The 6,608-nt window shown below is 63.7% G+C and carries 4 protein-coding genes and 1 pseudogene; 1 reads left to right on the top strand and 4 read right to left on the bottom strand.

Annotated elements, in window-relative coordinates; all coding sequences use genetic code 11:
* Positions 1–354 (top strand): annotated as a pseudogene (locus tag ACXRVY_RS13820) (patatin-like phospholipase family protein); the annotation flags it as partial.
* A gap of 162 nt (positions 355–516) precedes the next feature.
* Here the strand turns inward: ACXRVY_RS13820 and ACXRVY_RS13815 are convergent.
* From ACXRVY_RS13815 to kdpB, 4 genes are all read right to left on the bottom strand, one after another.
* Complete coding sequence (locus ACXRVY_RS13815; protein ID WP_457266297.1) at positions 517–1,215, bottom strand: response regulator; 699 nt, start codon at positions 1,213–1,215, stop codon at positions 517–519.
* Between the two features lie 48 nt (positions 1,216–1,263).
* Positions 1,264–3,915 carry a DUF4118 domain-containing protein gene (locus ACXRVY_RS13810; protein ID WP_458237577.1) on the bottom strand — a complete coding sequence of 884 codons (2,652 nt, stop codon included), beginning with the start codon at positions 3,913–3,915 and terminating at the stop codon, positions 1,264–1,266.
* A gap of 131 nt (positions 3,916–4,046) precedes the next feature.
* On the bottom strand, positions 4,047–4,592 hold the full coding sequence (gene kdpC, locus ACXRVY_RS13805) for a potassium-transporting ATPase subunit KdpC (RefSeq protein WP_457266298.1): 546 nt from the start codon (positions 4,590–4,592) through the stop codon (positions 4,047–4,049).
* A gap of 149 nt (positions 4,593–4,741) precedes the next feature.
* Positions 4,742–6,608 (bottom strand): potassium-transporting ATPase subunit KdpB (kdpB, locus tag ACXRVY_RS13800; protein ID WP_458237576.1); only part of this gene is annotated, 1,867 nt, incomplete at its 5' end.

Here is a 6,608-nt window from a genome sequence, read left to right as displayed (position 1 = left end):
GCCCTGAGGGCCGAAGGGGCAGACCTCAATCCGTGGATCGAATCCGCCCAGCCCGAAGCGCAGCAACCCGCGGCCGCTCCGCAAACCGGTGGCGCACCCCGCTCCGCCACCGGTTCGTTCATCATCGACAACGTCGGGCCGGCGTCCTTGCTGGATTTGATCAACCAGAGTTTCGAGGTGATGCAGACGTCGCTGGCGCAGTACAAGATTGCCGGGTATCCGCCGGACATCCTGATCAACGTGCCCAAGCGCGTGTGCCGGTTTTTCGAGTTCTACAAGGCGCCGGAGCTGATCGCGCTGGGACGGGAGATTGCGCGGGATACGCTGGATCGGTATGAGAATGAGCAGAACTGAAAGTCTGAAAACTCTCGATTGAATGTAAGGGCCTCATCGCGAGCAAGCTCGCTCCCACAGGGTTCGCGTCGTACACATGATTGTGACCGACACGGTCATTGTGGGGGCGGCGGTGCGGCGATCCGACTTGCCCGCGATGGGGTCGGATCATTCAGCACAAAACTAAAGGCTACCCTCACCCAACAACCGATACCCCACCCCCGCCTCGGTCACGATGAACCGTGGCCGGGTCGGGTCATCCGCCAGTTTCTGGCGCAAGTGCCCGACCACGATGCGCAGGTAATGAGTGTCGTCGGTGTGAGTCGGTCCCCAGATGTCCTTAAGCAATTGCTGCTGGGTGATCACCCGCCCGGGATGCCGCGCCAGTTGCGCCAGCACGGCGTACTCCTTGCGAGTCAGAGCGACTTCGACATCGTCGAGCAGCACCCGGCGATACGCCAGGTCGACCGTCAACGGACCGAAGGTCAGCGCCGCTTGTTGCACCTCGCCGACGGGCGCCTGGCGCAACAACGCACGAATCCGTGCCAGGAATTCCTGAATGCCGAACGGCTTGGTCACGTAGTCATTGGCACCGCCATCCAGGGCTTCGACCTTCTGCCCTTCACCGGCGCGCACCGAGAGCACCAGTACTGGCACCGTCGACCACTCGCGAAAATCGCGCAATACCTGTTGGCCGTCCATGTCCGGCAAGCCGAGATCGAGCACCAGCAAATCCGGTTTGTTCAACGCGGCTTGTGCCAATCCTTCACTGCCGGTGCCGGCCTCCAGCACTTTATAGCCTTGGGAAGCGAGGCTGATGCGCAGGAATTTGCGGATCTGCGGCTCGTCGTCGATGACCAAAATGGTCGCGGTCTGGCTCATGAATTCACATCAACACAAAGAAGTGGCAAGAGAGTAGCGCAAGCACGATCAGGCTTCACTCTCGTATCCCGGCTGAGCCTGTAGCGGCAGGTGCAACGTGATGCAGGTACCGCGCCCCTCGATACCGTCGGCAACGCTGATGCGCCCGCCATGGGCTCCGACCATGCCCTGACAAATTGCCAACCCCAGCCCGGTACCCTGCCCGCCACGATCACCCCGCGCCGCGGTGTAGAACATGTCGAAAATCTTCGCCCGCTCTTCTTCCGGAATCCCCGGTCCCTCATCGCTGACCGAGAAAAACAGCTCACTGTCATCGGCCCCGGCGCGCAATTGCAAACGCCCGTGGGACGGCGAAAACCGCGCGGCGTTTTCCAGCACGTTGACCAGTGCCTGTTCGATCAGCGCGGCATGCACGAACAGCAGCGGCAATTGCGCCGGTACTTCGGTGCTGACCTGCAGCGACGCGAGTACCGCGCGCAAGCGATTGAGCGCACTGCCGATGATATCGGCCGGCGACACCCAGTCCCGTGCAAGCTTCAGCGCGCCGTGGCCCAGCCGGGTCATGTCGAGCAGGTTTTGAATGTAGCGGTCGAGACGTTCGGCTTCATCGCGGGTGCCTTCGAGCAACTCACGTCGATCCTCCAGCGGGATCGCCTCACCCAGGGCCAGCAGGCTGTCGATACTGCCGCGCATGGACGTCAACGGTGTGCGCAAATCGTGGGACACCGAAGCCAGCAAGGCACTGCGCAGTTGCTCGGTTTCGCCGTGCAGCCGCGCCGCTTCCAGATCATCGGCCAGTTGTGCCCGGGCCAGCGCCTGGGCCAGCGGCTGGCTCAGCGCGGTCAACAAGCGTCGGCGCTGGCCGCTCAGGGTCTGGCCTTCCCTGGCGCACACGCCGAGCAACGCCAACGGGCCGTCCTCCACCGATAATGRCCACCACCACCAGCGGCCGAACGGCAAGGTGCCGGTGCCCGCACCCGCCGGTTGGTCGTGCTGCCAGGCCCAGTCGGCGGCGGCGCGCTCGGCTTCGGCAAACTCCAGCGGGCCACCGGTTTCGACTTTCCAGCCACTCTGCCCGTCGCGATTGAGCAGGCACAGTTGTACGTCGCTCCAACCGTTGAGGTGCTGGGCGGCCGCGCTGACCACGGCCTGGCGGTCGGTGGCAGCGGTAAGTTTGCGCGACAGGTCGAGCAATTCAGTGGTCTCTTCCTGGGTATCGCGCAGCGCCTGCAATTGCCTGCGCTGGCGCGCCGCGAGGTTGCCGGTGAGGGCCGCCATCAGCAGGAAGAACAGCAAGGTCAGCACGTCTTCTTCGCGCTGGATGCTGAAAGAGAAAATCGGTGGAATGAACAGGAAGTCATAGGTCAGGAACGACAGCGCCGCACAGGCCAGCGCCGGCCCGAGACTGCTGCGCACCGCCACCAGCAATACCGCCGCAAGGAACACCAGCGAGATGTTCGGCAGTGGCAGCACGCTCGCCACGGCCCAGGCCAGGGCGCTGGCCAGAACCGTCGCGACAACGGCCAATGCGTAGTCGAACCAGACCAGCGAATGCATCGACCGCTGATGGGGTTGATCCTGTTGGTGGTCGCTGTCGAGAACGTTGATTTCCAGCCCGCGAGCATTGCGCAGCAACCGCGCTGCCAACCCGCCACCGAACAGACGCCGGCGCAAACGCGGTCGGGACTGACCGACCAGCACCAGGCTGGCACGACGTTCGGCGGCATGCTGGATCAGGGTCTTCGCCACTTCACCGGCGCGCAGCAACACTACTTCGCCGCCCAGTCGTTCGGCCAGTTGCTGGGCGCTTTGCAGGCGCAGGCGCGACTGCTCGTCACGCACGCTGCCGTTGTCCACGTGCACCAGACTCCAGGGCAGGTGCCGCCGCTGGGCCACACGACTGGCATGCCGTACCAAACGCTCTGCCTGGGCATCGCCGTCGACCCCTACCAGCAAACGCCCGCGCACGGCCGGTGCCGCCTGCCCCAACTGACGATACCCTTGGGCCAGATCGTTATCGACCTGAGCCGCCGCGGTTTGCATCGCCAGTTCGCGCAGGGCCGTCAGGTTGGTCTGGGAAAAGAACGCGTCGATGGCCGCCCGCGCCTGCTCCGGCACATAGACCTTGCCGTCGCGCAGGCGCTCCAGCAGCTCCCGTGGCGGCAAGTCGATCAGCAGCAGTTCATAGGCTTCCTGCAACACCCAGTCCGGCAGGGTTTCACGGACCTGCACGCCAGTGATGCCGCGCACCTGGTCGTTGAGGCTTTCCAGATGCTGGACGTTGACCGTGGTGTAGACGTCAATGCCCGCGGCGAGCAGTTCCTGAATGTCCTGCCAGCGTTTTTCGTGACGACTACCGGGGGCGTTGGTGTGCGCCAGTTCGTCGACCAGCACCAGTTTCGGCTTGGCTTTGATCAGACCGTCGAGGTCCATTTCTTCGAGCATCACGCCACGGTATTCCGAGCGCACCAACGGCTGCTGCGGCAAGCCGCCGAGCAGAGCCTCGGTTTCGGCGCGGCCGTGGGTTTCGACGACGCCGGCGATGATTTTCACCCCTTGGCGTAACTGGGTGTGGGCCGCTTGCAACATAGCGTAGGTCTTGCCGACACCCGGCGCAGCGCCGAGAAACACCTTGAGCCGGCCACGGCCATCGCGGGGCAGGTCTGCTAACAGCGCGTCGGCGCGGCCGGAGTTGCTCATGTTTGAAGTTCTCGTTTTTCTGATGTTGATGTGATGCTTTTCAGGCCGTCATCGCGAGCAGGCTCGCTCCTACATTTGGAATGCGCACATCTGTAGGAGCGAGCCTGCTCGCGATAGGCCGCGCCACGGATCTAAAGTTTTTCCAGTGCCAGATTCAACTCAAGCACATTCACCACCGGCGGGCCTACCAGTGGCTGTTCGATGTGGGCGTCCAGCAGTTGCTGCAGGGTCGCCACCGGCAGGTTGCGCGCCGTCGCGACACGCACCAGTTGATAGGCAATCGCCGCCGGTGGCAAGTGCGGATCGAGACCGCTGCCGGACGTAGTGACCAGCGCCAATGGCACCGGCCCCTGGCCTGGCACCAGCAGTTTGTTGGCATCGTCGATGACCCGCGTTGCCAGCGCCGGGTTGCTCGGCGACAGGTTGCTGGCACTGCTCGACACGGTGGCAAAGGCACCGGCCGAAGGACGCGGGTGGAACCAGGCATCGTCGACGAAATCCTGGGCGATCAGCGAGGAGCCGCGGACCTTGCCCTCGGCATCACGCAGCAGGCTGCCATTGGCCTGATCCGGGAATGCAACCTGGGCCACCCCAGTGACTACCAGTGGATAAGCCACGCCGGTGATCAGCGTCATCAGGACCAGCAGGCTCAGGGCCGGGCGTATCAATGTGGACATTTCAAAATCCTCGAATTCACAAGTCAGGTGCACCGTGGCGCATCCATCGCGAGCAAGCTCGCTCCCACAGGGTATGGGGCGCTTTTGTGGGAGCGAGCTTGCTCCGGGCGGCGTTCCGACGATGGCGGTTTATCTGGCACACCACGCAGTCAAACCAGATGCAACGCCGTCAACAGCATGTCGATCGCCTTGATGCCCACGAACGGCACCAGGATCCCGCCCAGGCCGTAGATCAGCAGATTGCGCCGCAGCAACGCCGCCGCACTCGCCGCTTGAACCCGCACACCGCGCAGTGCCAGAGGAATCAGCACCACGATGATCAGGGCATTGAACACAATCGCCGAGAGAATCGCGCTCTGCGGACTGCTCAGGTGCATCACGTTGAGCACGCCCAGTTGCGGGTAGATCGCGGCAAACAGCGCCGGCAGAATCGCGAAGTACTTGGCCACGTCGTTGGCGATGGAGAAGGTCGTCAGCGCACCGCGGGTAACCAGCAATTCCTTGCCGATCTGCACCACGTCCAGCAGCTTGGTGGGATCGCTGTCGAGGTCGACCATGTTGGCCGCTTCGCGTGCCGCTTGCGTGCCATCGTTCATCGCCATGCCGACGTCCGCCTGGGCCAGGGCCGGGGCGTCGTTGGCGCCGTCGCCGCACATCGCAACCAGGCGACCGTCGTTTTGCTCGTGACGAATGCGCGCCAGTTTTTTCTCCGGCGTGGCTTCGGCCAAAACATCGTCCACACCCGCTTCAGCGGCGATGGCAGCGGCGGTCAACGGGTTGTCGCCGGTGACCATGACGGTGCGGATCCCCAGCTTGCGCAGCTCGGCAAAACGCTCGCGGATGCCGGSTTTGACCACGTCCTTGAGGTGGATCGCGCCGAGCAACTTGCCGTCGGCACACACCAGCAGCGGGGTGCCGCCGCTTTGGGCGATCTTGTCGACTTCACGGGACAACGGTGCAGCCAGATCAGCCCGCTTGAGGCCGACAAAGGCCAGCAACGAATCCACTGCGCCTTTGCGGTACACGCGCCCTTGATAGTCGACACCGGACAAGCGGGTTTCGGCACTGAACGGCACGGCGCTCAGCAGCTCGGCGGTGGGCTCCGGCTGAGGGTGAAGGCCACGCAAGTACTCGACAATGGACTTGCCTTCAGCAGTGTCATCGGCCAGCGAGGCAAACAACGCACCTTCAGCCAGTTCTTTGGCAGTGACGCCTGGTGCAGCATAGACCGCAGTGCAACGACGGTTACCGAAGGTGATGGTGCCGGTCTTGTCCAGCAGCAGGACGTGCACGTCCCCCGCCGCTTCCACCGCACGACCGGACTTGGCGATCACGTTCAGGCGCACCAGACGATCCATCCCGGCGATACCGATAGCCGAGAGCAAACCGCCGATGGTGGTCGGAATCAACGTGACCAACAGCGCCACCAGGAACACCAGCGGCAAGTTGCCGTTGGCGAAGTGGGCGAACGGTTGCAGGGTCACCACGACCAGCAGGAAGATCAGGGTCAGGCCGATCAGCAGGATATCCAGCGCCACTTCGTTCGGGGTTTTCTGGCGTTTGGCGCCTTCCACCAACGCGATCATGCGGTCGAGGGTCGACTCGCCGGGGTTGGCAGTGATTTTCACCAGCAACCAGTCGGACACCAGTCGGGTGTTGCCGGTAACGGCCGAACGGTCGCCACCGGACTCGCGAATCACGGGCGCCGATTCACCGGTAATCGCCGCTTCGTTGACCGCCGCGATGCCTTCGATCACCTCGCCGTCACCGGGAATCATCTCCCCCGCTTCGACGCGCACCACATCACCTCTGCGCAGGCTGGTGGCCGGCACCACTTGGAACGTGCCGTTGCCGGTCTTGCGGCGGGCGCTCAAGCCTTCACTGCCGGCTTTGAGGCTGTCAGCGCGGGCCTTGCCGCGACCTTCGGCCAGGGCTTCGGCGAAGTTGGCGAACAGTACGGTGAACCACAGCCACACAGCGATTTGCGCGGCGACGAAAGTCGGCACGGCTGTGTCG

This window comes from Pseudomonas sp. P5_A2_2, from assembly GCF_054177685.1.
This window is presented reverse-complemented; position numbering and strand designations above follow the sequence as displayed.

Bases quoted from the DNA above. Each gene is read 5' to 3' on its own strand.
- ACXRVY_RS13815 (WP_457266297.1), bottom strand. From the start codon at position 1,215: ATGAGCCAGACCGCGACCATTTTGGTCATCGACGACGAGCCGCAGATC.
- kdpC (WP_457266298.1), bottom strand. From the start codon at position 4,592: ATGTCCACATTGATACGCCCGGCCCTGAGCCTGCTGGTCCTGATGACG.